Raw genomic sequence first — 24,397 nt, 5'->3', positions numbered from 1 at the left:
TACCAACAGGCTCAACGTGCCAATCCCGCCCGCTGGTCAGGTCAGACACGTAACTGGCAACCGATTGGAGAAGTATGGCTCAATCCCGATAAAAACCTGGAGATTATTCAACAGGAAAAAACGTTAGAGGCGGCATGATTCACGTTCCAACTACCTTGACAAACACCGCCAGTCCTCAACCTCTGAAGGGGACAAATCGTATTGGCGGCTAGCCTCGGAAACCGTCGTCTTGCCCTTGATTATGTCTAGCACTAAAGCAGACTTACGCTTTGCTGTCCAACGTTTGATTTCTTCTATCATCTCGATACTCATCGCGTAAGCTTACCGTCAAGCGCACAGTTCGTAACTATAGACTTCTGCTACCAACTGTCGTTTAAATTCACTGGGTGGTAAGTTTCTCAGTGATTCATGAGATACTTTGGTACTCCCCCCATTTTTGAAGAGCTATGCGCAATCATTCAAAAAACCATTGGCGTGGCTGACCCACTTCCCCCTCTGGCAGGCAACCCTTTATAATTGGCTTAAACAAGCCAAGTCAGAAGGCCTGAGTTCGACAGTTTGGCTCTAACCATTTGAATTAAATAAACAAATGGCATGCCATTACATTTTTAGATATCTTGACTGAATTCTAGAAACAATTCACAATAAAAGCATTTTCAAAGAAGATAACAGAAAATCAATAAAAAATTAATTTGTAGTGGAGCGTTTTTAAAACGATTCTTTACAAATCAATAGGTTACATTTTTAACTGTCGAACTCGGGAGAAGGACACCCTGTGTCAAACCAGTTGTCCGATACTTCATGTATGTCAACTATCCTGCCAGAGAGGGCTCCCACGCAGGAGCATGGGAGCCAGGAAACTGTAAAATAAGTTCCAAACCATGGTCAATTAAAACATAACTGTTCCGCAATCAACACTTTGTGGAAAATCATGTTTTTTATATCTGTTCCAAATGATATGCATAAAAACCAAGAGGTAAATAGTTCAATGCTTAATAATCAACCGGCCCAGAAATTGAAAGTCATTTTGCACGCGCCAACAGGCAATGCGTTGCAACGTGCGCGCAATAATGCCCGTAACCTGAAAAAAGCAACGCCTGATGCTGAAATACGCATCATTGTTAATGCCGAAGCTGTCGCCACCGCTTTGGATACTGTAGAAGCCGATACAGACATGATGACTTGGGTCTGTCCAAATACACTGGCAAAGTTAAACAGGGAATTACGCACCCCTCTTACTTTATTGCAAAACCCTGCAATTCTTGAACTGGTTCTCATGCAGCAATCCGGCTGGACTTACATCCGGGCATAAAAAAAGGCCAAAATTTTGCACCTCACTGTCCCTGAACGTATAAGCATGAACGGTCAAATAAGGTGCTGGGTGGCATGACTCGAAACCCGCAATTAGCCATGACAACATACTTGTTCCCACGCTCCCGCGTGGTAATGCATACCGCCTGCTAAACCTTGCTATACTGTCACAATAAAAAAGTGCGTCATTTTGCTAAATCACTTGGCTTTTATAAAAAAACCTAGAGTAATACTAATGGACATTCGTAGCCTGCATTTACAAAACTTGGGGCGTTTCCAAGACTTAACCGTTCAGTTTGCCCCTACCCAGGAAACGCAAGGCAAGGTAACCGTACTTATTGGTAATAATGGTGCAGGTAAAACCTCAATTCTTAAAGCTTTAGCTACCAATTTAAGTTGGTTTGTAGCACGTATGCGCAGTGAAAAAGGTAACGGAACCTCGTTTCCTGAAATAGTGGTTTCCAACCATGGCTCCTCTGCCTTGGCAACCATTAAAATTGTTGATGAGCAAGAAAACAGTTACTCATGGTCCTTAGCCAAAACACTCCCCGGAAAAAAATCCGTTTTTTCTTCAAATCTTGCTGATGCCACTCGGTTAGCAAATATTTATCGCGAGAAATTAACCACTAATGATAATTGCAGTCTGCCACTTATTGCGTTTTATCCCGTAGAGCGGGTGGTGCTGGATGTGCCGCTTAAAATCCGCAGCAGGCACAGTTTTTTGCAATTAGACGGTTATGACAATTCTCTCACTCAAGGCGTTGATTTTCGTCGTTTTTTTGAATGGTTCAGAGAACGTGAAGACAGTGAAAATGAATCGGGTGTTTCTCAGGAAGTACTGGATCAACTGCAAGAAAGATTTGGGCAAAATCCACAGTTATGGCAAGAACTCAAAGCGTTGACTGCTTCATCTAAAGACAGGCAGCTCACTGCAGTACGAACTGCAATAAGTCGCTTTATACCTGAGTTTAGTAATCTTCGTGTTCGAAGAAAACCCCGCTTGCATATGTCAGTTGATAAAAGCGGTGAAACGCTTAACGTCTTACAGCTTTCTCAGGGCGAGAAATCGTTAATGGCCTTAGTGGGCGATATTGCACGCCGTTTGGCAATGATGAATCCAAATCTGGAAAATCCCTTGGCGGGCGATGGTATTGTGCTCATTGATGAAGTGGATTTACACCTTCATCCGCAATGGCAACGCAATATCACTCAACGTCTAACCACTACGTTCCCCAACTGCCAGTTTGTACTAACCACACATTCACCTTTGGTTATTAGTGATAGCAAAGGTATTCTGGTGTACTCACTTGATAATGGTGAACTAAGCAAGTTACCCTCTCAATATGGTCTTGATGCAAATACTGTCCTGCTCTCTGCCATGGATACGCCAAGCCGTAATCCAGAGGTGGATACAAAATTTAATGATTTGTTGGATTTAATCCAGGATAAAAAACTGGAGGAAGCAAATCAGCTGCTTGCTGAACTTGAGCAAGAACTTGCCCAGGAAAATTCAGCTGAAAATATTGAGTTGATAAAAGCCCGGCTATTACTACGTAAACAGGTGTTGCGCAGTGAAAAAAATTAACAAAAAAGCAGAGCCTGCCAGCCTGATTCAATTCAAGAAAAGATCGCCAAGCGCCGTATATGATGATCTTCCTCATGAGTTGCGCCAGGATATTCGCAAGGCCTGCACCACGGAACAGTTTCATCTTTGTGCTTATTGCTGTAGGCAGTTAACGGGCAATAATGAAGACACCATGAATGAACATGTCCTTCCCCAGGATTTGGCCCCTGATCGCACGCTGGATTTTAATAATATTATTGCCAGTTGCACTACTAAAGGCCAGTGCGATTCTGCCCACAAAAACCAACATTTACCATTGACTCCCCTAATGGATGAATGTGAAACAGAGTTTGTTTTCAAACTAAGTGGACGAGTTGAAGGTTTAACCGAAAGAGCCAAAGAATCCATAAAAATATTGAATTTGGGAGACACCGAGGAAAATAACAGGAAGCTGATAGAAACACGAAAACAGCTTGTCAGTACTTTGCTATATAAGTCTGGCATTGATCCTTATGATCCGATAGAAGATGACGATATTTTGAGCATGGTTATTAATGATCTCTCACAACCTGTCGATAATAAGCTGCAAGCATATGCGCCTGTTGTTGTAAACATTCTGAAGAGTTGGGTTAGTACAGCAGAACCTGTCAATAAAATTGTGTAAACCGTCTACAACGAATTTGCCGATCTGCTAGGCACGGTTTAATCAAAGTGCGCAAACTGCCGACGAATCCGAGTGGAAATGCATACCGGCCTACGCATAACACAACAGGCCCCCACACAAAAGCATGGGAGCCAGGAGCATTCACACTCAAAACTCACAAAACAACATAAATAAATTGATTTTTTGCATAAAAAATGCATAATTAGCATATATTTTTGATTATCTGGTAAAAATAAAATGCTCATCGAGTTTCGGGTCAAAAACTTTCGTAGCCTGCGAGATGAACAGGTACTCAGCCTGGTTGCCTCAAAAGACAACACACTGCAAGATACCCACACATTGGCATCTAACCTGAAAACTGTACCCAGACTGTTGCGCAGTGCGGTTATCTACGGCGCAAATGCAAGCGGAAAATCCAATCTGCTGAAGGCCCTGCAATACATGCGTGGTGTGGTGCTGGAATCTGCCACTGTCATCCAGCCCGATCAAGTATATTCCATACAACCGTTCCGCCTGGATACCGTTTCAGCCAGTCAACCAAGCGAATTCGAAGTCACTTTTGCGCTTGGATCGATTCGTTACCAATATGGTTTTACCATGACAGCCCAACGGATAATCAGCGAGTATTTGTTGGTATACAAATCAGCCAAACCCCAGCGCTGGTTTGAACGGAGATACGACACCAAAACAGGTAAAGATGTTTATGAGTTTGGCTCAGGCATGAAAGGTTCCAAAGCCTTATGGGAAGGTGCCACCCGTTCCAACTCCCTGTTCCTGTCAATGGCGGTACAACTTAACAGCGAAAGCTTACGCCCCGTTTTTGACTGGTTTTCAAGCAGTCTGGTTATTTTCAATGAACATAATAAACTCAACCCGCAAACTTCACTTCAAATGCTCAAAGATTCAAGTGGCCGCAAACAGATTTGTGATTTTCTAAGTGCTGCCGACATTAGCATCTCAGATATAGAACTGGTGACTCAAAAAGTACCAGGTCAAACTGTTCACTTTGATCTGACTGCGGGTAAAACAGAAATCCGCAATGAAGAAGTTGAAAAACAGCAATTACGTTTTTCCCATGTCACGCCTCATGGAAAAGCTGTCTTTGACTTAATGGATGAGTCTGGTGGCACGCGGAATTTACTGTTCCTGGCTGGTCCTGTATTGGAGATTTTGCAAAAAGGATTAACGCTTGTGATTGATGAGCTGGATACCAGCTTGCATACGTTGCTGGTTCGTGAACTGGTACATTTGTTCCACCAACCCGACATCAATACCGGAGGAGCCCAGCTGATTTTCACAACACACGACACTTCATTGTTGGATGCCCCTAATTTGTTACGTCGCGACCAAATATGGTTTGTTGAAAAAGATCAAGACCAGGCCTCTACACTCGTCAGCCTGTCCGAATTCAGTCCACGTAAAAATGAAGCCTTGGAACGTGGTTATTTAATTGGCAGATATGGTGGAATACCATTTCTGAACCAGTCTTTAGGGTTAAATTCCTGATGGCTCGTGACAACTCCCCCAAAGTACGAAACAAACGACAGCTTGAACGCAAACGAGCAACTCGCGCCTCTTACGACAGAATCCTGATTGTGTCTGAAGGCAGTAAAACCGAACCCAATTATTTCAAAGAAATTCGTTCTGCCTATCGCTTACAAACAGCTAATATCGAAGTGCGTTCAAGCGAACTTGGCACCGCGCCAATTCAGGTGGTACAGTATGCCCACTCATTATTTGAAAATGGAGACCCACACAAGCGCCTACAAAAAAGAGCTTTCGAATATGTTTATGCAGTATTCGATAGAGATGCTCACGATAGTTATAACCAGGCGCTAAGTCTGGCCAATGCATTGAATGGAAAACTCAAAAATGATAACAATCAATTAATCACCTTTACTGCCATTCCCTCAATTCCATGTTTTGAACTCTGGTTATTGCTTCATTATCAAGAGATCAAAAGCCCTCTTCATCGAAAAGACGTTATTCTGCGCCTGAAAAAATATCTTCCTACCTATGAAAAAGGTACAAGTAGCGCCTTTGCCAACACAAAACAAAACCTGGAATTGGCAATTTCACGTGCACAAATGTTGGCCAGTAAATTTACTGCTTATTCTTATCCAGAACCTTTCACCGATATACACGTACTTGTACAGCAATTGATGACTCTAGGGAAGTAATATGGCAATTTTTTATCAAAAGATTAACTAAATTAATGAGACTTACAATGTGACCGTTGATATTTGAGAAGAACGATTTGATCCAAGTGATATTCGGGCTAAGACTGATATACGCAACGAATGGGAACGAGATTACGCTCGATTAGTTCATTCATCAGCATTCCGTCGTTTACAATCAAAAACCCAGGTATTAGACTTGGGAGAAAGTGACTTCTATCGAACCCGTCTGACTCACTCCATGGAGGTGGCAAAAATTGGCACTGGTATTGTTCATTGGCTAAAAGAAATGCATAAAAATGATACGGAAATTTCTACTGCTCTGCCCCGCTTTTCTAACGCATAAAAAAACGAAACTGAACAAGCAGCGCAATACAGTCCTTACTTGATGGCAATATGACCAATTACTGCTAATATTATGGGCTATCACACCTAAGGCTGATGACAACCCACGGATTACTCTCGTTGTTGGGCAATATCCGGGACACTCAGCCTGCTACGTTGGATCAATACTTGCCAAATAATGAAGGATGAACATGATTAAACCGGTCAGCGACTCTGGTCAGATTTCACGATTGGTCTTGCGTGGCTACAAGTCAATTGCCGAATGCGATCTGATACTGGGTAGACTCAATATATTAATTGGTGCCAACGGTGCAGGAAAATCCAACCTTATTGGTTTTTTCCGTTTAATCAACCGTATCCTGGATCAGCAATTGCAAACTGCTGTTGGCTTGGCAGGGGGGCCAGATGCCCTTCTTCACTTTGGTCGCAAGAAAACTGAAGAACTACAGGCCGAATTATACTTTGGCAATAACGGCTATCGCTTCAGACTGCGTCCAACCCAGGATAACCGGATGATGTTCTATAAAGAAGCGCTTTGGTGGAACGCGCGGGGGGATTGGCATCCTGCGTCTGGACACTTTGAGACCAACTACAAGGAACAACAAGAGCACGGGCAAATTTGGAAACACGTTGTACCTGCCATGCGCAGTTGGCGAGTGTATCACTTCCACGATACCAGTAACAGTGCTCAGGTCAAGCAAATTCACAATATAAACGACAATGAGTACCTGCGCGATGATGCCCGCAACCTGGCCGCTTTTCTGTTACGGCTAAAAAACCATCATGAAGAGCATTACCAGCGCATCGTCAAGTCAATTCGTCTGGTAGCCCCCTTCTTTGGCAACTTCCACCTTCGCCCTACCGTAGACAACAAGGAAAAGATCCAGCTGGAATGGATGGAGCAAGGACAGGATGAGCCTTTCACTGCCAGCGTTTTGTCGGATGGTACTTTGCGTTTCATTTGTCTTGCCGCCGTGCTGCTGCAACCGGAAGAATTCATGCCTGCGACCATCCTGATTGACGAGCCGGAACTGGGCCTGCATCCATTTGCCATCAAAGTACTGGCGGGGCTAATGAAGTCCACCTCGCAGAAGCACCAGTTGATCATTTCCACCCAATCGGTAGAACTGGTCAACGAATTCGATGCTGAAGATTTGATCGTTGTTGACAAGCGTGACGGCTCATCCACCTTTAAACGCCCTGATACTGAGGCATTATCTGAATGGCTGGACGAGTACAGCCTTGGCGATTTGTGGAAAAAAAATCTACTGGGTGGGAGGCCAGGCCGATGAGTCGCATTTATCTGTTGGTGGAAGGGCAAACGGAAGAAACCTTCGTGAATGAACTGTTGATACCTCATTACTCAAGACAAGGTATTTATCTCACTCCCATCATTGTCAGTACCAGTCCGGGCCACAAAGGAGGTGTTGTCAGCTATGCCAAAATCAAGCCACAAATTAACAAGCTCTGCAAACAGGATGACAACGCATATGTGACCACGTTTTTTGATCTATATGCGTTACCCGGGGATTTTCCCGGTAAAAATAGCCCCAACTACCCTCATACTGAAAACGGCAAACAGAAAGCAGAATTTCTGGAAGCGGAGCTGGCCAAAGATATTGGCCACCATAATTTCATACCCAACCTGATCGTTCACGAGTTTGAAGCACTGCTGTTCGTCCAGATTGAGGCTTTCGAGCAATGGACAGATGATGACCGGGTCCTGGCTCCTTTGCGCAAGGTACGCGAAACGACATTACCTGAAGATATCAACGACAGCCCGCACACCGCTCCATCAAAACGCATCCTTACTGCGATGGCAGATTATCAGAAAACCTTCCATGGGCCACTTATTGCATGTGATATCGGCCTGGATGCCATAAGGCAGAGTTGCCCACATTTTGCAGAATGGTTGGATAAGATAGAAGCATTGTAAAAAGTAATGCTCAGCCCCCTGTGTCAAGATAGTTGTCATTTTCCGATTTCAATTTACTCGTTCCAACGCTCCCGCGTGGTAATGCATACCACCCGCTTCCTCGTTGTGGCTCCCACGCAAGAGCATGGGAGCCAGGATGAGCTGTCCAACATTTGGGGGGCACTTCACTCCCGCGTGGTAACGCACATTTCCCGATGTTGAAATTAAGGCTCCCACGCAGGAGCATGGGAGCCAGAAAAATTGATTGAAGCCGGCCATTCATTTTTTACGCAATGCAGTACGGAAATCCAGTTAAAATCAAACAAACCCTGGCAAACGCCTGTAAAGTCACGGTATTATCATTTAGAAAACAACAAGCGCCCCAAGCCTTAAACTATAAACATTTACGCATATCAACAACATAGCCAAACTCAGCCCAATAAACCCTCATGATTAAAAAAGCCATTCTTCCCGTTGCCGGTTTAGGCACCCGTTTTCTTCCTGCCAGCAAATCCATTCCCAAGGAAATGGTCACGGTGGTAGACCGCCCTGCCATTGAATATGTGGTCAAGGAAGCGGTTGAAGCGGGGATTGAGCAAATTATTCTGGTTACCCATTCTGCCAAGGCCTCTATTGAAAATTATTTCGACCGCAATTTCGAGCTTGAAACCACGCTGGAACAGAAGAAAAAATTTGATATCCTGAAGGAGATCACCGATATCCTGCCGCCCAATGTCAGCGTGATCAGCGTGCGCCAGCCCCAGCCTCTGGGCCTGGGACATGCGGTTTTATGCGCCAGGGCCGTCACTGGCAATGAGCCATTTGCCGTGCTGTTGCCCGATGTCCTGGTCAAGAACGCTTCTGGCAAGAATGACCTGGCCCTGATGATTGAACGCTTTGGACAATCTGCGGCATCGCAGATTATGGTTGAGTCGGTGCCCCAAGATATGGTGGACCAGTACGGGATTGTGGATGTTGCCAGTACCCCTGCCGAAGGGGAAAGCATTGCCATGCAGGGGATTGTTGAAAAACCCCCGGTGGGTTCTGCCCCTTCCAACCTGTCGGTGGTGGGGCGCTACGTCTTGCCGGCACGCATCATGCAATTGCTGGCCGTTACCCCCAAAGGGGCCGGCAATGAAATCCAGCTCACTGACGCGATTGCCCTGTTGCAAAAAGAAGAAACCGTTGAAGCCTATCGCATGAAAGGACAAACCTTTGATTGCGGCAGCAAGCTGGGTTATTTGAAAGCGGTGCTGCATTACGGCGTGGAACACCCGGCCTTGGGCGAAGACTTCAAAAGCCTGATTAAAGCGCTGGCAATCTAGGCGCTTAATCCCTGACAGGACTGGAACAGGAAGAACCAATGAAAGTGGCCATTTTCGGAAAAACGCTTTACGCCGGGGTGATGGCGGCCCTGCTGGCCGAGTGCGGACATCAGGTGTTTTGGTGTGATGCCAGGCAATATGAGCTGTTCAGGCAGCATTTCCCTGATGAAAGCGTTAACCGCTTGCTGGAAAAGCAGTTTGCCAGCGGTTTTCTGGCGTGTAGCGATATTTCCACCCTGCCGCTGGATATCGACGTGTATTTTTTCAGTTTCAGTCCTGCGGAAGAAGCCGCCGGCCTGGCACTGTTGCATCAGCTGGCGCAGCGCACGATCATTCACCCCAAGCTCATGATTAATGCTTCTACCCTGGGTCTTCATGGCACCAGCCGGCTCAGGCAGGTATTGCCCGGCGATGACTGGATTTATCTGCCCGATATTATTCAGGAAGGCCAGGCGCTGAACAGTTTCTCGCAGGTAACGCAGCTGATTGTGGGCTGTACCGAGGCAACCGTACAAAAAAAAGTGCGTGAATTTTTACGTCCGCTGTTCCCCCGCGAGCAGCAGTATTTGTTCATGCCCGTGCTGGATGCCGAATTCACCAAGTTAAGCATTTCAGGCATGCTGGCTACCCGCATTAGCTATATGAATGACCTGGCCGTTGTCGCTGAAAAGCTGGGCATCGATATTTCCCATGTGCGCCAGGGCATGGCGGCAGACAGCCGCATTGGCGCCGCTTATTTGTACCCCGGTGCCGGGTTTGGGGGGGATAATTTCTCTCATGATATTTTAACCCTGTCCGATGCCGTGTCTGATACCGGGGTAAAAAGCCGACTGCTCGCGCAGGTGTGGGAGATTAACGAGCAGCAAAAAGAATTGCTGTTCAGAAAACTGTGGAATTATTATCACGGTGAACTGGCGGGTAAAACAGTGGCCATTTGGGGCGCTTCTTTTAAAGAAAATACATCCAATGTGCAGCAGTCACCGGTTCATGTCATGTTAAAGGCCTTATGGGCCCAGGGTGTGACGGTAAAACTGCACGACCCGCAGGCCCTGCCTGAAATTGCGGCCATTTACGGGCAGCGTGATGATTTGGTGTTATGCAACGATCAATATGAAGCCGTCAAGAATGCGCATGCCCTGTGTTTGCTAACCGCCTGGAAACAGTACTGGAGCCCCGATTACAAGAATCTGCTTCAGCATATGCAGCATCCCCTGGTGCTGGATGGCCGCAATATTTATGACCCCGAGTATGTCAAGGCGCAGGGCTTTGCCTATATGGGGGTAGGAAGATAATGAGTCACCGTATTCAACGATTGCCACTAAACGATACCCAATCCGTGCTGGCCGGTTTAACCGAAGCCGGCCAGCAGTTCCAGTCGGTTCATTTGAAGGATTTGTTTGCCCAAGATGCAGAACGTTTCGCACGTTTTCATGTGCGGTTTGATGAGGTTGTATATGATTTCAGCAAACACCGCCTTGATCAGAAAATACTGAGCCGTTTGATTGATTTTGCCCATGCGCAGGATTTGGCGGGCTGGATCAGGCGGCTGTTTTCTGAAGAAGCCATTAATTACACAGAGCAGCGCAGTGTGATGCACTGGGCCTTGCGCCTGCCCCAAAATGACGCCAGCCATCCGGCGCTGGCGCAGCAGGTTCATGAGCAATTGCAGCGCATGTTTGCCCTGGTTGAAAAGATTCATGCGGGCCAATACCGGGGTGCGACCGGCGAGGTAATCCAGGATGTGGTGAATATTGGCGTGGGCGGCTCAGACCTGGGGCCTTTGATGGCTTCACATGCCCTGGCCGATTTCAGGCAGGCAACGGTCAAACCGCTTAACATGCATTTCGTCTCCACCATGGATGGCAGCCAGCTGTCTGAACTGCTGCACCGGCTGCGCCCGGAAACCACCCTGTTCATTATTTCTTCCAAGTCGTTCAGCACCATCGACACCCTGTCCAATGCGCAAACCGTGCGTTTGTGGCTGGAAAAAGCCCTGGGGCAGTATACGCAGGTGTTGCGACACCATTTTGTGGGCGTTTCCACCAAACCTGAAAAGATGACGGCCTGGGGCATCGCCCCCGAAAACCAGTTCCTGCTGTGGGATTGGGTGGGTGGACGCTATTCTTTATGGTCGTGCATTGGTTTGCCCATTGCCCTGTCTATTGGCGTGGAAGGCTTCAAGCAGTTTCTGGCCGGTGCACATGCGATTGACCGGCATTTCCAAACCACGCCTTTTGCGCAAAACATTCCCGTGTTAATGGGGCTGATTGGTGCCTGGAATAATAATTTCCTGGATATCCAGACCCATGCCATGCTGCCTTATGATGGCCGGCTGAAGTATTTTTCTTCTTATTTGCAGCAGCTGGAAATGGAGTCGAATGGCAAATCCGTTCAGCGCAACGGCAAAGCGGTCAACCTTGACACCTGCCCGATTATATGGGGCGAAGTCGGCCCCAATGCCCAGCATGCGTTTTACCAGTTGCTGCACCAGGGTACGCATGCCGTCAGCTGCGATTTCATTGCCCCGGTCAAGCGCTATAACGCCAACCAGTTTACCTATGCCGAAAATGCCGAGGCCCTGGTGGCGCAGCACCACCTGGCCCTGTCCAATTGCCTGGCCCAGTCCCGATTGCTGGCATTTGGCAACCAGGCGCTGGGGGCCGATGTGCTGGAATCATTGCCCGCTTACAAGCAATATGAAGGCAACCAGCCCAGCAGCACGATTTTATTAAACGAACTCAACCCGTACAGCCTGGGCATGCTGATCGCGATGTATGAGCATAAGGTATTCGTGCAATCAGTCCTGTGGAACATCAACCCCTTTGACCAATGGGGCGTGGAAAAAGGCAAGGAAATTGCCAACCAGTTGCTACCCTTGCTTAATGGTGAAGGCGACAACCTGGACAGCCTGGATGCCTCCACCCGGGGGCTGATTGAGGTTTTGCGGGGGTGAAACACGGATTCCCACGCCGGAGCATGGGAACCAGAAGCACCCGGCTTCCAAGCTGGAGACACGAAGCGGTTACCACGCAGTTACCCCCAGACTCGTTCCCACGCTCCGCGTGGGAATGCATACCACCTACCACACAAGCCCGAAGCGGTTCCCACGCTGGAGCGTGGGAACCAGGATGCCCACTTCAGACTCGTTCCCACGCTCCCGCGTGGGAATGATACCTCAAGCGGCCTGATACCCCATCTGCATCAATAAACTATCCGGAACATCCACCCCTTCACTGGTGGCGATCTTTGCAAGCTCATGACGGCGGGCGCCAGGAAGGCGTACGCCATTATCTTCCAGCATCGCCTCAATCAGGCTTTCAAAACGGTCAAAGTAGGTCTGCTGCCCGGCCAGTGCTTCAGGGTCGATCAAGATAAACACCTGCCCCAGCCTTGGTTTATTCCCCACATCATCGTAAAGAGGGTCGGCTTCAAAACCAAAGCTTGCACCGGTTAAGGCAACACACAACACTTCCACCATCATGGCCAACATGGCACCCTTCACGCCACCCGCTGCCTGCATGCTGCCTTTAAGGGCTGCCTTGGCATCATTGGTGGGTTTGCCCTCGCTATCCAGGGCCCAGCCATCCGGAATCGGTTTATTATCCCTGGCCGCCAAGATCACTTTGCCGCGTGCCACCTGTGATAAAGAAAGGTCTATCATGACCGGCTCAGACTGCATACGGGGAAAAGCGGCTGCAATGGGGTTGGTACCGAATAAGGGCCGTTTACCGCCCCACGCGGGAATCGCAGCCGGTGAATTGCTAAAAGCCAGTCCAATCAAATTTTCCCGGGCGGCAGGTTCAAGATGATAGGCAGCCATACCAAAATGATGACTGTTGGTCACACCGGCTATACAAATACCGGTTTGTTTCGCTTTATTGATGGCTGAAGCAATCGCCAACTCACAGGCGGGGAATGCCAATCCGGTACCGGCATCAATCAATATGGAAGAGGCTTTTTCTCTCAGGATTTCAGGTTCTGCATTTCCGTCGGCACGCCCTGATGACAAATGCAGGGCATAACTGGGCACCCGCGATACGCCATGCGTTGCAATACCATGGGCATCCGCAAACACCAAGGCATTCGCCGTTAATGTGGCCATTGACGCATTCGCCCCCGCGGCCTCCAGGGTTTCGCGTGCCAATTGCGTTAATACAGATAGTGAAACTGTTGTCATACCATTCATCCTTGTTATCATCATTCAGCCAAATGCCCAATCACCTTCTCCGCGATCACGTCCGAAACCCGCTTGTTGGCCTCTTCAGTCAATCCGGCAATATGCGGGGTCAAAAGAAGGTTGGGCATCACGGGAAAACTGTTTCCCGCCTTGACCGGTTCATCCTCAAACACATCCAGCGCGGCGCCACGCAGTTTACCCTGTTTCAGCGCCTCTACCAGGGCCTGCTCATCCACAATGCCACCGCGGGAACTGTTAATGAGAACAGCCTGCGGCTTCATCAATGCGATTCGCCTTTCATTGATTAAATGACGTGTTTCAGGCGTCAAGGGGGTATGCAGGCTCACCACATCACTGTGCTGCAGCAACTCATCCAATGACATGCGTGTTGCCCCGGTTTCACGCCAGACAGGACTGTCCACCCCGATCAAAGGATCATAGGCAATAATTCTCATACCCAGCGCCCTGGCAAGACTGGCGGTTAACCTTCCTATGCTGCCAAAGCCCACCAATCCCATGGTTCGGCCCGCACATTCCAGGCCATTGCTCAACCGCGTACGAGGCCACTTACCTTCCACTATTTGCTCGCTGGAATGATAAGCGCCCCGTAGCAATATGAAAGCGCTGGCAATCACATACTCAGCCACCGCTTGGGCATTGGCCCCGTAAGCCGGATAAACGGTAATACCTTTTTCTTCACACAACTGAAGATCAATATTATCCAGGCCCACCCCCAACCTTCCCACCACCTTCAGTTGCGGGGCATGCTCCAGCAATTCCCGGTTGACCTGCGTCCTGTTACGTACGATAAGGACACGGGCATTGGTCAAAGACTGAAAAAGGGTTTCACGTTTATCGACAAGATCCGGGCGGTAATCAACCTGTGCCTTCTCGCGCAGGCAATCCACGGCGGTATCGTCCATAAATTCAGAAATAACAATAAGGTGGCTCATAATAATTATATGCAGTCGTTAATTAACTTTAATATCGGCATCTTTAATGGTTTTGGACAAGGCCTGGATCTGTTCATTCAAATACGTTTTGAACTGATCGGACCCCATTGGGTCGGGAATAAAGCCCAGCTTGACCAGCTGCTCACCGATTGCCTTGTCACCCACAACCTTGACAACACGATCACTGATTTCCCTGACCAAAGCGGGATCAGTGCCTTTGGGTGCCAGCAAGCCGGTAAAGTTGTCCACCTTTAATCCAGGCAAGCCCGCCTCTGCCGTCGTGGGCACATCCGGAACGGCCGGTGCCCGCTGGTCTGATGTCACGGCAATCGCCCGCAATTTACCCTGTTGCACGTATGGCAGGGATTCCGGGTAATTAGAGAAGACCACATCCAGCTGACCACCAATTAAATCCACCATGGATGGCGCACCGCCTTTATAAGGAACATGCGTCATTTTCGTGCCAGTCAGGTCCTGAAACAAGGCCATGGCAATATGGGGAGGTGTTCCGGTACCGCTGCTGCCCACATTCAGGGTTTTCTTTTGGGCCGTATCAATCAGGTCCTGCAGGGTTTTGACAGGACTGTTTTCCGGCACGACCACCATAATTGCCGAAGACGCAATTTTTGCAACGGGGACAAAGTCTTCTTCAACATCATAGCCGGCCTTTTCCCCAAACAGGGTTTTATTAACGGCATGTGTCATGGTAATGGCCAGCCAGGTTGTACCATCCGGTTTTGCACGCGCCGCCTCGGCGGCACCCAGGTTGGCATTGGCGCCGGCTTTATTGCTGACAACAATATTCCAGCCCGTTTTATCGCCAATCCCCTTGGCCATCATGCGCGCGGCAACATCGGTCAAACCACCCGGCGCAAAGGGAACAATATACGTAATATACTGGGCCGGCTTCCAATCGGCGTGTGCCACGGGTGCCAGCAGCGGACTGGCGGCACAGAAAATTGATAATACTCCAAACTTCAACATCCTTCTTTTTGTTACATTAAAACAATGCTTCATGGGGTGTCTCCTCCACGAGTAGGATTAATGGCCGGTTTGTTTTTTTATGAACCGGCCCTGAAAATCAGGCACTTTCGAATAAGCGAGTCAATACGAATTCACGATGGCCAAGCGCTTCAGCCGCTGTCCAACGGCCATTCGCCGTTTCCAGCATGCACTCAAGCAATTTATCGCCCGCCTGATCCAAATTGATTTCACGTTGCAAAAGTCCTGATGTATCCACATCTATATGTTCAGACATGGTTCTAACTGTGCGGGGGTTCGCACAAATTTTAATAACCGGCACAATGGGGTTGCCAATCACGTTACCTTGCCCTGTCGGGAAGAAATGCACCACATAGCCTGAGGCGGCACATAATGTGACCATTTCAGCAGCGGCTGAGGAGGAGTCCATAAACCAGAGTCCTTTACCGGTGGGCATTTCCGCCTTGTCCAGAACGCCATCCACAATACATTTTTTACCAATCTTCTGAATATTGCCCAGCGCTTTTTCTTCAATGGTGGTCAAACCGCCGGCAATATTGCCCTTCGTTGGCTGAGACTCGGACAGATCCGAGGTTTTCCAGCGGTTGATCATGTCCTGGTAACGGTTAAACATGAACATGAAGTCTTCACGCACTTTATCATTGGCACATCGTGCCGCAACGATTTGTTCACCGCCCGTTAATTCAGAGGTTTCGCCAAACACCAGCGTATTGCCATTGGCATAGAGCTTGTCAAACGCATCGCCTACCGTCGGATTTGCCCCGCATCCTGACGTCGTGTCTGACTCACCGCATTTGGTGGATACCCACAATTCGGAAACCGGGCATTCTTCTCTTCTCAGGCTGGTGGCATAGTGCACAAATTCTTTAGCCTTTTTGGATGCACGCATGATGGTGTCATGATCGCCATGCATTTCAATGCTGAATCCGGCGACCGGCTTACCGGTGACGGCTATGGCATCCACAATTTTCTTGGTCCAGCCTTCTTCAATACCAATCACGATAACCGCTGCCACGTTCGGGTTACAGCCCGTGCCAATCAGGGTACGGAAATGCAAATCCAGATCGGCACCAAACTGAAGGCGGCCATAAGGGTGAGGCAAGGCAAGGGTTCCTTTGATATTGTTGGCAACCGCCTCAACTGCCGCATTGGAAATATCATCCACGGGAAGAATGATGACGTGGTTACGGACCCCTACCCGTCCGTTGTCTCTTCTGTAACCATAAAAAGTGGTATTTGAATCAATAATAGCCATTGTAAATTCCTGGTAAATATGTCTATAAAAAATAGAATGAGATGAACAGCGAAGTCAGTCGGGATTGATTACCAACGCTTGGTTTTGATGTTATGCACATGAGCGTGGTCGCCCGCCCTGATGGGCGCCACCACCTTGCCAATGTCCACGCTGTACTTGAACACCGTGTCACCTTCTTTCATGTCTACCAAAGCCACTTTATGACCAATAGGAATATCCTGTGTGGCCTTGACGGAAATGATTTTGTCTTCTTCCATATTCCAGCAGCTAAGTTCCGTACCCGCCGTTATCCCCTCTACCACGGCAACCGCTACGGTATCTTTTGAATCATGCAATACGGCATGGATCATTGTCTTCTCCTTTAATTTCAATTGAATAAGCAGTGCTTGAATCGACTTACCTTTAGGATAGATAAAACATTTTTCTGAATTTTTTATCTACTGTTGAAATAATATTAATCATATTAATCATATAAGTCAACTAAATCATCTATATGAATTTTTTAGTGTTAGAATTACGCATCTGCCCATGGAACCAACATTCCGTCCGTGATACCATCGCTTAAACAAGTTACATTTTGATCTATATGAATAAAAAAAATTATTTCGTTCCGGGAACACCGCTATACTTTGCTGTCAAGCAATCATTACTGGCATCACTGGCAAGTGGAGAGTGGGTCAGGGGCGAAGCCATTCCTCCAGAAAACCAGCTTGCAAAGAAATTTGGTGTCTCTATCGGCACACTGCGCAAAGCCGTTGATGAACTGGTCAAGGAACATATTCTGGTCCGTCACCAGGGACGCGGCACATTTGTGGCCACGCAAGAAAGTGACCAGCATTTTTTCAGGTTTTTCCGCATCCAGCGCCGGGACGGCCTCAAGTCCTATCCTGTTACACAGCTTCTGAAATTCCAGAAAAAAAAGGCGTCCAAAGAAATCAGGGAGCAGCTTCAATTAGCCAAAGATGCCTATATTTTTGAGTTTTTCAATTTACTGAGCCTGAATGATGACCTGGTCATGATTGATGAAATCCAGGTTCCCGAGAATCTGTTTTCCTCTCTGACAGAGAAAAGTTTAGCCGAGCGCTCAAGCACGCTTTATAATTTTTATCAGAATAATTTTGGTGTGAATGTGATTGATACCAAAGAAAAATTAATCACTTGCCAAGCCAACAAAGACATTGCCGCCTGGCTGCAAGTACCCGAAAATACCGCCCTGCTGCAAATTAACCGTATTGCCTATACGTATAATGAAAAACCGGTAGAGTTGCGACAATCCTATGTCAATACTGAAAAATACGAATATATTGCCAAGGAATGACCTGGTGAGTGAAACGGTTCCCACGCACAGAGCGTGGGAACCAGAACCCTTGCTCAATGGTGAAGGCGACAACCTGGACAGCCTGGATGCCTCCACCCGGGGGCTGATTGAGGTTTTGCGGGGATGAGTTCACTCCGCGTGGGAATGCATACCCGCTGACATCCCTGCATCCTGCTTCAAACGGGCAATAAACAAGGGATCATATTTGGGTGCCAGAGCCCGCTTCCGGTTGGCTTCCGGCCGGGTTAATGGTTCGGCCACCTGCTTCGTACTGTTCCTGGATTCCAGCGCAAGCCGCTGGTAAACCAGGGTGCCTTCACGCTTCCAGGCTATTTCTTCGGGTTTTAATGGCCGCACGACACTGGCAGGAGAGCCCAGTGCCAAATGGCCGGCTGGAATTTCCATGGAAGCCTTTAAAAAAGACATGGCACCAATGATGGCGTTTTCACCAATCACCACCCTGTCCATGACCACGGAGTTCATGCCTACCATTGCATTTTTACCTACCCGACATCCATGCAATATCGTGCCATGACCAATATGGCCTTCTTCTTCCACAAGCACTTCAGCATCAGGAAAACTGTGTGCCACGCAGTTATCCTGAAAATTTGCGCCCGCCAGCAACTGGATACGGCCAAAATCACCACGCAATACGGCGCCCGGCCCCACATAGCAGGCCGGACCAATCAGTACATCACCAATCAACGTGGCTGCAGGATGGACATAAGCAGAAGGATCAACAACAGGAATCACTCCATCAAAAGAAAAAATCTGAGCCATTAAACAAATACCTCCAATGATTGGCAAACATAATCAAAACACTGTTTTATATTACTGAACACGTAATCCCAGCGCCTGAAAACTGTTTTTAACCAACGACTCCCAGCGCTTCAATTGGTTTTCAGTGCTTTCATGACGCAATCCCAGCTTGCGCAACATCTCATATCGTTCGGCATTCTGCTGACCGAAACCGGCCGCAACCCTGGGGTACCAATAATCCACGCTTTGCTGCAAGGACTGTTGATGTTCGCCGGTTTTAACCAGCAACGCCAACCCCTCTTGTGACAGCTTGGTGTGTTCTTGCTCGCGCGGCGCGATTTCCCGGAAAGCCGTTGCCAATGGATCATACGAAACACGACCCAACTCTTCAAGCTGGACTTGTGCTGCCAAGCCTTGCATCGCAGTCATCACCAGCGCATCAGCCCAGTTAAGCAGCGGGAAATAAAACACGGGCAAACGCATATCCGCGGCCTGGCGCTCTTTAGGCAAATCACTTTCCCTGGGTAAGCGGAATGTCCAGTCATGCTGCTTTTCATAACGCTCGGCATCGGTGCCAAATCCGCTTAAAATCCTTAATACCCGCTGGGCATGATCGGCTTTTTCCAGTGTGATCCGGCTGGCCGCAATGCGCGCTTTAATATCCGGCGCAAAATTAATGGATGAGGCAAAACCTGCCGAGGCAGCCAATTCGCTATCCACAAACACAAACATCATACGCAGCAATTCGGCACGGTAGCGGGCCGGTGCATTTTCAGGGGAACTGAAAACACCGCCCTGAGCCAGATACTCTTCAACTTTCATGTTATCAAACATCCTGCAGCTCCTTATTCGTCAAAACTGACGGTAACCCGATCACTCTGGGGATAACACTGACATGTCAGCACATACCCCTGTTCCACTTCATAATCTTCCAGTGCATGGTTAACAGCCATTTCAACTTCACCTTCCAGCACCTTGGCTTTACAAGTGGAACAAATACCCGCTTTACAGGCATAAGGGGCATCCATATTGTTTTCCAGTGCGGCATCCAGCAAACTTTGTCCTTCTTTGGGGAATTCAAACTTATGGGCCACGCCATCCAGAGTGACGGTTGCCACGCATTGGTCGGCGGCAGTGCGGGTGGCCGATTTCACAACCGGTCGGCTGGCCCGGCCTGGCTGTGATGAGGCAAAAAGTTCAAACTTGATATTTTCTTTGGCCATCCCATGCGCTTTCAGGGCATCGGCAATCGTCAGCATCATGGCTTCAGGACCGCAGATAAAGGCAGTATGGACTTGCTTCAGATTAATCCAGCTGTTAAACAGCGCATTGCATTTTTCAGTGTTGATGCGGCCTGAAAACATCTCGTTTTCCTGCCCTTCGCTTTCAAGAAAATGGATAATCGAAAAACGTCCCATATACTCGTTTTTCAGGTCTTCCAGCTCTTCGCGAAACATAATGGAACCCACCTGGCGATTGGCGTAAACCAGTGTAAAACTGCTCAATGGCTCTTGTGCCAGGGTGCTTTTGATGATGGAAAGTAATGGCGTAATTCCGCTGCCACCGGCAAACCCCAAATAATGTCGCTTGTTATCAGACGCCAGCGGTATATGGAAGCTGCCCATGGGCGGCATTGCTTCCAGGACAGTACCGGCACTCAGGTTTTCGTTGGCCCAGGTGGAAAAGGCACCGCCATCCACCCGTTTAATGCCCACCCGTATAACTCCCTCATCAGGGGCCGAGCAGATAGAGTATGAACGACGCAGCTCATCACCATCCACCCCGTGCCGGAAGGTCAGATACTGGCCGGGAATAAACTTGAACAATGCGTCATCTTCCTGACGCGGTTTTAATGTGACAACAACGGCATCACGGGTGTCGTGATGCACATCCAGAACTTGCAAAGGGTGAAAGCGTGTCATGAGCTCCTCCGCTAATGATTAAATACATTTAAAATAATCAAATGGTTCCAGACAATCCTGGCAGCGATAATTGGCTTTGCAAGGTGTGGAACCAAACTGACTGACTCGTGTGGTGTGACGGGAGCCACAGCGCGGGCAGGCAACCGTAAGGTTGTTTTCTGTCCGCAACCAGATACGGGTACCCGTATCGGTGCTTTCCTGTGTAACCGGCGGCGCAATACCGTAATCGCGCAACTTTTCCCGCCCCTGCTCACTGATCCAGTCAGTACTCCAGGGAGGAGACAGCTGGCGTTCCAGACGCAGGTTTTCTATGCCATGCGAACGTAAGGCCGCTTCAATATCCGCGTTTATGACTGAGGTGGCCGGACAACCTGAATAAGTGGGTGTTACCACAACCACCAGTGTTTCACCCTCGTAATACAGCTCGCGGATAATGCCCAGATCCACCAATGAAATAACTGGAATTTCCGGATCTGGCACGGCGTCCAGCCATTGCCAGACCTGTTCCAGCTCTGGTCGGGATAAAGTATTCATGCTTATCACCATGCACAGCCCGGGTAGGCGCGCTGCAAGAATTGCATTTGCGCCAGAAGGTGTCCCAGGTACTCGGTATGCCGACCCTGTTTGCCACCTTTATGCATGAAAGGATTATCCGGTAAAGTAAGGGTGGCCTGCTGCATGACTTCCTGCACACATGCCAGCCAGTCATCACGCAAACTTTCCGGCAAGGGGGCGATACCGTCCTTGGCCAGCGCAATGTCATGCTCGTCACCCATAAACATTTCCCCTGTATAGGCCCACAAATCATCAAGCGCCGCCTGCATGCGGGTATGGCTTTCAGGAGTGCCATCACCCAGGCGGATGAGCAAATCACTGCTTCGTTCAAGATGATAATTCACCTCTTTAATCGCTTTGGCGGCAATTTCGGCAACGCTGGCATTGGTTGACTTCATCAAGGCCTGTAATTGCAGAAAATGCCAGGCATCAAATAAAAACTGCCTGACGATAGTATGGGCATAATCACCATTGGGCTGCTCTGCCAAAAGCAAATTACGAAATTGCGCACAGTCCCGTAAATAGGCCAGTTGATCGGCCGTTTTTCCCTCGGCCTCAAGCTCTGCCGCCATCCCCAGCCAAAATTGGGTTTGACCGATAAAATCCAGGGCAATATTGGCCATGGCAATATCTTCTTCCAGGACCGGTGCGTGACCGCACCATTCTGAAATACGGTGTCCCAGCACCAAGGTGCTGTCGCCCATTCTCAATAGCATCTGCTGCAAGGCCGTTGAAGTATCTGAATGTGCTGTTTTCATTACATACTCCCCACTTCCTTGGGAATTTTAAAAAAAGTAGGGTGTCGGTAAACCTTGGAATTTGAAGGTTCAAACAAGGGACCACGTTTGGATGGTGCGCTGGCCACCACTTCTTCAGACCTGACAGCCCAAATACTGACCCCTTCATTGCGGCGGGTATATACATCACGGGCATTATTAATGGCCATTTCTGCATCAGGCGCATGCAGGCTGCCCACATGACGATGACTTAAACCATGCTGACCACGAATAAATATTTCCCATAAAGGCCATTCTTGAGACATGATATGTCCTCCTTTTCTCATTGATTGTGACTAAATATCCAAATTTGACCCGCTTTGCAAAGCGGTCTTTGCCCATTACCGTTTTAGACAGCCTGTTTACGCAAAGGCAATTTTTTCGCATAAGCCGCCAGGCCTTCGCGAAACCACTCCCCATCTTTCCAGGCATTGATCCGGGCTGCCATGCGGTCTTTATTACAAGGACCATTACCGGCAATCACGTCAAAAAACTCATTCCAGTCGGGTTGGGTAAAATCATAGGAACCGCGTTCTTCGTTCCACACCAGATTCTCGTCAGGAATGGTCAGACCCAGATATTCCGCCTGAGGCACAGTCTGATCCACAAACTTCTGACGCAATTCATCGTTCGTATTAATCTTGATTTTCCAGGCCATGGACTGCTCTGAATGCACCGAATCTTTATCAGACGGGCCAAACATCATCAATGCCGGATACCAGAACCGGTTCATGGCATCTTGAGCCATTGCTTTTTGCTCGGGACTGCCCTGGCACATTTTGATAAGCAGGTCATAACCCTGACGCTGGTGAAAGCTTTCTTCCTTGCAGATACGGATCATCGCGCGACTGTAAGGACCATAAGACGTACGCTGCAAAGCCACCTGGTTCATAATGGCGGCACCATCCACCAGCCAGCCCACGGCACCAATATCCGCCCAGTTCAGGGTCGGATAATTGAAAATAGACGAGTATTTCATTTTTCCGGCATGCAGCAGTTCTGTCATTTCATCCCGGCTGATACCCAATGTTTCGGCCGCGCTATACAGATACAGGCCATGACCGGCCTCATCCTGGACCTTGGCCAGCAAAATTGCCTTGCGTTCCAGCGTGGGGGCACGGGTAATCCAGTTCCCTTCCGGTAATTGCCCCACCACCTCTGAATGGGCATGCTGGCCAATCTGGCGGATCAGCGTTTTACGATAACCCTCTGGCATCCAGTCTTTGGGCTCTATTTTTTCCCCTTTTTCAATACGTGCCATAAAGGTTTTTTCTTCCTCGGACATTTCTCCGATTGCACGTACACGATCACTACCCGTATCAATTACCTGTGCATACATAAATTTCACCTCTGCTTTAAACGCTACACCCTAAATTAACAAACCGACCGGACGGTCACTTATAAGGCTATATTAAGCCATTCAAAACATTACAATTCAATAAGTATTTACCATTAAAATGTAATGTTTGAAGATAAAAAAATCAATCCAGTTGCGACAAACACACCAAGCGCTGCTGCAAAGATTGCCCCTGCTCGATTAAAACGCCATTGTTATCAACAAACTTACCGGACACATAAGCATCTGCCTTATTGGACAATGTCAGATACAAGCGGGCAAACAAAGATCTGGCCATATGCCCTTCCCAGTTTTCCGGCAAAGCTTCGCGGGGCAAATGGGGAGCCCGCAATGCAACATAACGATATTGGTGCACCATTAATAAACGAAGAGTTAGCGCTTCCTCATCGCCCAGTTTTCCCAACAGGCCCTCTACCGGCTGAAAATTCCTGATAAACGTCCGGTAGGCTTCGGCATAAACAGCCAGATCCCAGTGAGCTGCCGCAAAACTGCGCATTTGGTCTTGCCCTTGAATGACCCCGGCTTTCCAAACAAGCGCTTCGGGTGACAAAGGCACGTCATCGGGACCAAAGGCCAGCCTGGGATTCAAGGCCGCATAACCCAGTCTTTTCAGGCCGCGCATTGACACATCCGCATTTTCTCCATCCAAATAAACCAGATGCCATTGCTGGGCAACCCGGGAGGCATACAGCACCCTGGCCGCATAAGCAAATTCGGCTCGAGCGGCAGGCGTAAGACGATAAAAACTGCGCCGCCCGATACGCTCGCCAGTCAGCTGCCCGGCAGCCACCAGGCGCGACACGGCCGTACGCACCAGATTTTCACTGATGCCTGCCATGGCACAGGTTTCTATGACATTGCCCATCCACAATACGCCCCCGCGCGGCTCCACCACATCTCCATACAGCGTGACAATAAACGCAGCCGCCTTCAGCGGGACGGCATGCAACAATTGCCTGGTCAGCATATCAACTTCATTGACAGAACGGGAAACAGATTTGGACATTAAATATTTACACCAA

General features: G+C 48.5%; 25 protein-coding genes and 1 pseudogene. 12 read left to right on the top strand and 14 right to left on the bottom strand.

The features are described 5' to 3' along the window. Positions 1-168 precede the first annotated feature (168 nt). A pseudogene (locus HCX92_RS05605) lies at positions 169-312 on the bottom strand (DUF1153 domain-containing protein); the annotation flags it as partial. Positions 313-931: 619 nt separating this feature from the next. Between HCX92_RS05605 and HCX92_RS05600 the strand changes: the two are divergent. From HCX92_RS05600 to pgi, 10 genes are all read left to right on the top strand, one after another. Further along, a complete protein-coding gene (locus tag HCX92_RS05600) occupies positions 932-1,312 on the top strand; it encodes a hypothetical protein (RefSeq protein WP_371808393.1) in 381 nt (126 codons plus the stop codon). Between the two features lie 234 nt (positions 1,313-1,546). Continuing rightward, positions 1,547-2,896: an AAA family ATPase gene (locus tag HCX92_RS05595; protein ID WP_169293944.1), complete on the top strand. Its 1,350-nt coding sequence runs from the start codon at positions 1,547-1,549 to the stop codon at positions 2,894-2,896. Further along, positions 2,883-3,539, top strand: coding sequence for a TIGR02646 family protein (locus HCX92_RS05590; RefSeq protein WP_169293943.1), 657 nt, complete (start codon positions 2,883-2,885; stop codon positions 3,537-3,539). Before HCX92_RS05595 ends, HCX92_RS05590 begins: the two co-directional genes overlap by 14 nt. Positions 3,540-3,776: 237 nt before the next feature. Then, positions 3,777-5,045, top strand: a complete 1,269-nt coding sequence (locus HCX92_RS05585; protein WP_169293942.1) for an ATP/GTP-binding protein — start codon at positions 3,777-3,779, stop codon at positions 5,043-5,045. Further along, positions 5,045-5,719 carry an RloB family protein gene (locus tag HCX92_RS05580; RefSeq protein ID WP_169293941.1) on the top strand — a complete coding sequence of 225 codons (675 nt, stop codon included), beginning with the start codon at positions 5,045-5,047 and terminating at the stop codon, positions 5,717-5,719. The genes HCX92_RS05585 and HCX92_RS05580 overlap by 1 nt, the downstream gene beginning before the upstream one ends. A gap of 533 nt (positions 5,720-6,252) precedes the next feature. Further along, on the top strand, positions 6,253-7,353 hold the full coding sequence (locus tag HCX92_RS05575) for an AAA family ATPase (protein WP_169293940.1): 1,101 nt from the start codon (positions 6,253-6,255) through the stop codon (positions 7,351-7,353). Next, the gene (locus HCX92_RS05570) at positions 7,350-7,997 is read left to right on the top strand and encodes a DUF4276 family protein (RefSeq protein WP_169293939.1); all 648 of its coding nucleotides are present in this window, start codon (positions 7,350-7,352) and stop codon (positions 7,995-7,997) included. The genes HCX92_RS05575 and HCX92_RS05570 overlap by 4 nt, the downstream gene beginning before the upstream one ends. 428 nt (positions 7,998-8,425) lie before the next feature. Continuing rightward, the gene (galU, locus tag HCX92_RS05565) at positions 8,426-9,301 is read left to right on the top strand and encodes a UTP--glucose-1-phosphate uridylyltransferase GalU (protein ID WP_169293938.1); all 876 of its coding nucleotides are present in this window, start codon (positions 8,426-8,428) and stop codon (positions 9,299-9,301) included. A gap of 38 nt (positions 9,302-9,339) precedes the next feature. Beyond that, positions 9,340-10,593, top strand: a complete 1,254-nt coding sequence (locus tag HCX92_RS05560; protein WP_169293937.1) for a nucleotide sugar dehydrogenase — start codon at positions 9,340-9,342, stop codon at positions 10,591-10,593. After that, on the top strand, positions 10,593-12,254 hold the full coding sequence (gene pgi, locus HCX92_RS05555; RefSeq protein WP_169293936.1) for a glucose-6-phosphate isomerase: 1,662 nt from the start codon (positions 10,593-10,595) through the stop codon (positions 12,252-12,254). Before HCX92_RS05560 ends, pgi begins: the two co-directional genes overlap by 1 nt. A 222-nt stretch (positions 12,255-12,476) precedes the next feature. On the opposite strand, the gene HCX92_RS05550 is transcribed toward pgi, so the two are convergent. The 5 genes from HCX92_RS05550 to HCX92_RS05530 all read right to left on the bottom strand — a co-directional run bounded on the left by HCX92_RS05550 (position 12,477) and on the right by HCX92_RS05530 (position 17,038). Beyond that, positions 12,477-13,478, bottom strand: coding sequence for an Ldh family oxidoreductase (locus tag HCX92_RS05550; RefSeq protein ID WP_169293935.1), 1,002 nt, complete (start codon positions 13,476-13,478; stop codon positions 12,477-12,479). 20 nt (positions 13,479-13,498) lie between these two features. Next, positions 13,499-14,431, bottom strand: coding sequence for a hydroxyacid dehydrogenase (locus tag HCX92_RS05545; protein ID WP_169293934.1), 933 nt, complete (start codon positions 14,429-14,431; stop codon positions 13,499-13,501). Positions 14,432-14,449: 18 nt separating this feature from the next. Next, positions 14,450-15,448, bottom strand: a complete 999-nt coding sequence (locus HCX92_RS05540; protein ID WP_169293933.1) for a tripartite tricarboxylate transporter substrate binding protein — start codon at positions 15,446-15,448, stop codon at positions 14,450-14,452. A 64-nt stretch (positions 15,449-15,512) separates the two neighbouring features. Then, positions 15,513-16,688 carry a UxaA family hydrolase gene (locus HCX92_RS05535; RefSeq protein ID WP_169293932.1) on the bottom strand — a complete coding sequence of 392 codons (1,176 nt, stop codon included), beginning with the start codon at positions 16,686-16,688 and terminating at the stop codon, positions 15,513-15,515. 68 nt (positions 16,689-16,756) lie between these two features. Then, complete coding sequence (locus tag HCX92_RS05530) at positions 16,757-17,038, bottom strand: UxaA family hydrolase (RefSeq protein ID WP_169293931.1); 282 nt, start codon at positions 17,036-17,038, stop codon at positions 16,757-16,759. Between the two features lie 236 nt (positions 17,039-17,274). On the opposite strand from HCX92_RS05530, the gene HCX92_RS05525 reads away from it, so the two are divergent. Further along, positions 17,275-18,006: a GntR family transcriptional regulator gene (locus tag HCX92_RS05525; protein ID WP_169293930.1), complete on the top strand. Its 732-nt coding sequence runs from the start codon at positions 17,275-17,277 to the stop codon at positions 18,004-18,006. A 4-nt stretch (positions 18,007-18,010) separates the two neighbouring features. After that, positions 18,011-18,133: a hypothetical protein gene (locus HCX92_RS14970; protein WP_256368577.1), complete on the top strand. Its 123-nt coding sequence runs from the start codon at positions 18,011-18,013 to the stop codon at positions 18,131-18,133. A 2-nt stretch (positions 18,134-18,135) separates the two neighbouring features. On the opposite strand, the gene HCX92_RS05520 is transcribed toward HCX92_RS14970, so the two are convergent. From HCX92_RS05520 to HCX92_RS05485, 8 genes are all read right to left on the bottom strand, one after another. Beyond that, positions 18,136-18,786 (bottom strand): transferase hexapeptide repeat family protein, encoded by a 651-nt coding sequence (locus HCX92_RS05520; RefSeq protein ID WP_169293929.1) that lies wholly within the window; start codon positions 18,784-18,786, stop codon positions 18,136-18,138. A gap of 51 nt (positions 18,787-18,837) precedes the next feature. Beyond that, on the bottom strand, positions 18,838-19,587 hold the full coding sequence (locus HCX92_RS05515) for a Phenylacetic acid catabolic protein (protein WP_211182280.1): 750 nt from the start codon (positions 19,585-19,587) through the stop codon (positions 18,838-18,840). A 23-nt stretch (positions 19,588-19,610) separates the two neighbouring features. Continuing rightward, positions 19,611-20,687 carry a 1,2-phenylacetyl-CoA epoxidase subunit PaaE gene (paaE, locus tag HCX92_RS05510; protein WP_169293927.1) on the bottom strand — a complete coding sequence of 359 codons (1,077 nt, stop codon included), beginning with the start codon at positions 20,685-20,687 and terminating at the stop codon, positions 19,611-19,613. An 18-nt stretch (positions 20,688-20,705) separates the two neighbouring features. Continuing rightward, the gene (gene paaD, locus HCX92_RS05505; RefSeq protein WP_169293926.1) at positions 20,706-21,221 is read right to left on the bottom strand and encodes a 1,2-phenylacetyl-CoA epoxidase subunit PaaD; all 516 of its coding nucleotides are present in this window, start codon (positions 21,219-21,221) and stop codon (positions 20,706-20,708) included. A gap of 5 nt (positions 21,222-21,226) precedes the next feature. Beyond that, on the bottom strand, positions 21,227-22,000 hold the full coding sequence (gene paaC / locus HCX92_RS05500; RefSeq protein WP_169293925.1) for a 1,2-phenylacetyl-CoA epoxidase subunit PaaC: 774 nt from the start codon (positions 21,998-22,000) through the stop codon (positions 21,227-21,229). Then, positions 22,000-22,284, bottom strand: coding sequence for a 1,2-phenylacetyl-CoA epoxidase subunit PaaB (gene paaB, locus HCX92_RS05495; protein WP_169293924.1), 285 nt, complete (start codon positions 22,282-22,284; stop codon positions 22,000-22,002). The genes paaC and paaB overlap by 1 nt, the downstream gene beginning before the upstream one ends. A gap of 83 nt (positions 22,285-22,367) precedes the next feature. Then, positions 22,368-23,357, bottom strand: coding sequence for a 1,2-phenylacetyl-CoA epoxidase subunit PaaA (paaA, locus tag HCX92_RS05490; RefSeq protein ID WP_169293923.1), 990 nt, complete (start codon positions 23,355-23,357; stop codon positions 22,368-22,370). 142 nt (positions 23,358-23,499) lie between these two features. Then, positions 23,500-24,381, bottom strand: a complete 882-nt coding sequence (locus HCX92_RS05485; RefSeq protein ID WP_169293922.1) for a PaaX family transcriptional regulator C-terminal domain-containing protein — start codon at positions 24,379-24,381, stop codon at positions 23,500-23,502. Positions 24,382-24,397: the final 16 nt, after the last annotated feature.

Source organism: Advenella sp. EE-W14 (assembly GCF_012923605.1).
In the GTDB taxonomy this organism is placed as follows: domain Bacteria; phylum Pseudomonadota; class Gammaproteobacteria; order Burkholderiales; family Burkholderiaceae_B; genus Advenella; species Advenella alkanexedens.
Note: the sequence above shows the minus strand (reverse complement) of the source record. Positions and strands in the feature narration are given on the sequence as shown.

Bases quoted from the DNA above. Each gene is read 5' to 3' on its own strand.
- HCX92_RS05600 (WP_371808393.1), top strand. From the start codon at position 932: ATGTTTTTTATATCTGTTCCAAATGATATGCATAAAAACCAAGAGGTA.
- HCX92_RS05595 (WP_169293944.1), top strand. From the start codon at position 1,547: ATGGACATTCGTAGCCTGCATTTACAAAACTTGGGGCGTTTCCAAGAC.
- HCX92_RS05585 (WP_169293942.1), top strand. From the start codon at position 3,777: ATGCTCATCGAGTTTCGGGTCAAAAACTTTCGTAGCCTGCGAGATGAA.
- HCX92_RS05580 (WP_169293941.1), top strand. From the start codon at position 5,045: ATGGCTCGTGACAACTCCCCCAAAGTACGAAACAAACGACAGCTTGAA.
- HCX92_RS05575 (WP_169293940.1), top strand. From the start codon at position 6,253: ATGATTAAACCGGTCAGCGACTCTGGTCAGATTTCACGATTGGTCTTG.
- HCX92_RS05570 (WP_169293939.1), top strand. From the start codon at position 7,350: ATGAGTCGCATTTATCTGTTGGTGGAAGGGCAAACGGAAGAAACCTTC.
- galU (WP_169293938.1), top strand. From the start codon at position 8,426: ATGATTAAAAAAGCCATTCTTCCCGTTGCCGGTTTAGGCACCCGTTTT.
- HCX92_RS05560 (WP_169293937.1), top strand. From the start codon at position 9,340: ATGAAAGTGGCCATTTTCGGAAAAACGCTTTACGCCGGGGTGATGGCG.
- pgi (WP_169293936.1), top strand. From the start codon at position 10,593: ATGAGTCACCGTATTCAACGATTGCCACTAAACGATACCCAATCCGTG.
- HCX92_RS05550 (WP_169293935.1), bottom strand. From the start codon at position 13,478: ATGACAACAGTTTCACTATCTGTATTAACGCAATTGGCACGCGAAACC.
- HCX92_RS05545 (WP_169293934.1), bottom strand. From the start codon at position 14,431: ATGAGCCACCTTATTGTTATTTCTGAATTTATGGACGATACCGCCGTG.
- HCX92_RS05540 (WP_169293933.1), bottom strand. From the start codon at position 15,448: ATGAAGCATTGTTTTAATGTAACAAAAAGAAGGATGTTGAAGTTTGGA.
- HCX92_RS05535 (WP_169293932.1), bottom strand. From the start codon at position 16,688: ATGGCTATTATTGATTCAAATACCACTTTTTATGGTTACAGAAGAGAC.
- HCX92_RS05530 (WP_169293931.1), bottom strand. From the start codon at position 17,038: ATGATCCATGCCGTATTGCATGATTCAAAAGATACCGTAGCGGTTGCC.
- HCX92_RS05525 (WP_169293930.1), top strand. From the start codon at position 17,275: ATGAATAAAAAAAATTATTTCGTTCCGGGAACACCGCTATACTTTGCT.
- HCX92_RS05520 (WP_169293929.1), bottom strand. From the start codon at position 18,786: ATGGCTCAGATTTTTTCTTTTGATGGAGTGATTCCTGTTGTTGATCCT.
- HCX92_RS05515 (WP_211182280.1), bottom strand. From the start codon at position 19,587: ATGAAAGTTGAAGAGTATCTGGCTCAGGGCGGTGTTTTCAGTTCCCCT.
- paaE (WP_169293927.1), bottom strand. From the start codon at position 20,687: ATGACACGCTTTCACCCTTTGCAAGTTCTGGATGTGCATCACGACACC.
- paaD (WP_169293926.1), bottom strand. From the start codon at position 21,221: ATGAATACTTTATCCCGACCAGAGCTGGAACAGGTCTGGCAATGGCTG.
- paaC (WP_169293925.1), bottom strand. From the start codon at position 22,000: ATGAAAACAGCACATTCAGATACTTCAACGGCCTTGCAGCAGATGCTA.
- paaB (WP_169293924.1), bottom strand. From the start codon at position 22,284: ATGTCTCAAGAATGGCCTTTATGGGAAATATTTATTCGTGGTCAGCAT.
- paaA (WP_169293923.1), bottom strand. From the start codon at position 23,357: ATGTATGCACAGGTAATTGATACGGGTAGTGATCGTGTACGTGCAATC.
- HCX92_RS05485 (WP_169293922.1), bottom strand. From the start codon at position 24,381: ATGTCCAAATCTGTTTCCCGTTCTGTCAATGAAGTTGATATGCTGACC.